Source organism: Microcystis sp. M079S1, assembly GCF_020246425.1.
GTDB lineage: Bacteria > Cyanobacteriota > Cyanobacteriia > Cyanobacteriales > Microcystaceae > Microcystis > Microcystis aeruginosa.
In genome coordinates this window covers 1-2,511 of record NZ_JADBSZ010000344.1, presented here as the reverse complement: position 1 = coordinate 2,511, position 2,511 = coordinate 1, and the positions used below count along the sequence as shown (strand labels likewise).

The following is a 2,511-nucleotide window of genomic DNA, read 5'->3' as shown; positions in this document are numbered from 1 at the left end:
TTTTGTGGCTTTTCTCGCGAAACAGGTGCAAGATTTTGAGAGAATCGTGCTTCAAAACCTTGCGTCTTCATCGGCCCGCGTCCTGTAGGGGCGAAGCATTCGGATAAAAAATCTACGGTTTCACCGATAGGTTATTGCCCGAATGCTTCGCCCGTACTTTTTCAGCAAACCCTAATTAGGGCTTGCTGAATAAATCTAAAAACCTTGTTAGATTAAGGCTTTTTCAGGGGGAAAATTCACACCCCACACCCCACACCCTGTCCCCACGAAAAACTTTTTCGGCAAACCCTAATTATTACCCCGGATTCTGTGCGATTAAAATAATTGTTTGTATTAGTCCGACTAGAAGACCGAGAATACCACCAAGATTAACAATTCCCTGTAATTCCTGTTTAACAATGCCTTGAATAGCATTTTCCAGATCGGCGGGGGAAGTGGCATTTACCCGATCGCGGATCACCTGATCGATGTTGAGAATCGGGATAATTTGGGCGACTAATTTCTCTAAATCTTCCTCTAGATAACGCTCTAAAATTAACGCTAACTCTTGACTAATTACCCCTAATGATGTAGTCATTGACTCCGAAGATTGCAGACGATTAATAATTAAATTAGCGATTTGATCCCAGTCGATCGTTTGTCCAAAATCTTGCAGAAATTGTTCGCCACTTTCTTGAATATAAATTCGCACCGTGTCTCTAGTGGTTTTACGCAATTGTCTGACGGTGGAGATAGGTAAATTTTGCAAAGAGATACCTTGTAACCAGTTTTTCAGACGATTACGCATCTCTAAAGATAGTAATAATTCTTTGATTCTGGTATTAGCTAAATCCTTTTCATCAAGGCAAAAAGTGCGTAAGCGGGCCAGGGCATTGCGTAAACCGAATAAATTGGCTACTACCCAATAGGTTCCACTGGTTTTTTCCCGAAATCCTTCATCGATAACCTGAATATTGCGATCGGTTAAAAAATCGATTAAAGCTAGACGGATAACATCAGCAGGTAGGACAGTTTCTAATAGCCAATCGGAGAATTGTCGTGCCTGTTGTTCACTGAGAGAAAATTCTAAGACTAGGCGATCAAAAATTTGATTGATCTGTTTTTCTAAAAAGTCCTGCCGTCGGGCTAAAACTTTTAGTAATCTCGCTAAAGATTCCCCGAATAAATCGTGAAGAATCGCCGCCAAAATCTCGGCTGTTTTTGCTTGCCGATCGCCTTTTATTTGTTTTAAAGCTAATTGTAACAGCCAGAGGATCGCCCCCTGTACCCTTTCGGTGTCGAGGAGTCGTTTAGCCAGTTTTTGTAATTCCTCGGGAGTTAACAGGGAACCCATGATCGTATCCGATACCCGGACAGCTAATCGATCTTGATTGCGAGGAATTAGCCCCGGGGTGAAGGGAAGAGGACGCTTACCGATATAAATCGCTTTGTAGGGACGAAATAGCATTTTAATGGCTACATCGTTCGTAAAATAGCCAATAATTGCCCCCGCGATCGGCGGTAAGATCCATGTCCAAAGAGTAGGGAGATTCAATTTAGCAGCAAAAAATAAACGGAAATGTGAGTAAGTTATTTCTTCAAGACTAACACTCCCATCAGTCCTGCTAGGAGTGGATAGTGAACGGCACCGGAAAATCCCGACCGATAGCCTAATTTTACCTGTTCTGGGCCCTGGGGAAAGCGATCGATACTGGGACTAATATAAGCGTACTGGTCAGTTAAGCCGTAGCGCTCGGCGGCGGGAACGACGATATGATCGAGATACCAGTTTTGGAATAATTTGGCGATGGTTTCGGTGGGTTGATGGAAGTCAAGAATCGCCGCTTTAGCACCCGGTTTCAGGACTCGGTATAATTCCCCCAGACATTGGGCAATATCGACCACATTGCGTAATCCATAGCCGATAGTGGCACAATCAAAGCTAGAATCGGCAAAGGGTAAATTGAGGGCATCCCCCTCCATCCAGTTAATATTAGTGGCGCTAAAACGTTGACGGGCGATTTTTAATTGTTGTGGGGAAAAATCTAGTCCGATCACTTTGCCAGTTTTACCCACTTGTTTTGATAATAGGTTAGTCAGGTCGCCGCTACCACAACAGATATCGAGGGCAAAATCCCCTTTTTCGGGTTGACACCATTTGACTGTCATTAATTTCCAGATACGGTGTAATCCTAAACTTAATTCTTGATTGAGGCGGTCATATTCGGGAGCGATCTGATCAAAAATTGCTTGTATTTCTGTGGAGTTAGGTGAGGATTGATTGGACATTTTTATAATATGGCATCAGAGAAAATCCCAGATGAAGTTATACCATTCTATCCTATCTGCGCTCACGGAGATAAGCTGTTGACCATCTACAGCAGTTATCTTGGCTCTTCGTTACTTGTTATGGTTCGATAGGGGGGCATAAATTGACTAAATCCTTCTCTGGCAAGAGACTTAATTGATGAGTTCGCTCTAGATCAAAAACAATTGACAAAAATCGCCAAATGCCTTTCTAAATAAGGGTTA

General features: G+C 42.8%; 2 protein-coding genes. Both read right to left on the bottom strand.

All coding sequences use genetic code 11. The features are described from left to right. Nucleotides 1-295: 295 nt before the first annotated feature. The gene (locus tag IM456_RS22190; protein WP_287705298.1) at nt 296-1,534 is read right to left on the bottom strand and encodes a DUF445 domain-containing protein; all 1,239 of its coding nucleotides are present in this window, start codon (nt 1,532-1,534) and stop codon (nt 296-298) included. 35 nt (nt 1,535-1,569) lie between these two features. Beyond that, nucleotides 1,570-2,268, bottom strand: a complete 699-nt coding sequence (ubiE, locus tag IM456_RS22185) for a bifunctional demethylmenaquinone methyltransferase/2-methoxy-6-polyprenyl-1,4-benzoquinol methylase UbiE (protein ID WP_149986247.1) — start codon at nt 2,266-2,268, stop codon at nt 1,570-1,572. Nucleotides 2,269-2,511: the final 243 nt, after the last annotated feature.

Coding starts and splice junctions, on each gene's coding strand:
- ubiE (WP_149986247.1), bottom strand. CDS start 2,268: ATGTCCAATCAATCCTCACCTAACTCCACAGAAATACAAGCAATTTTT.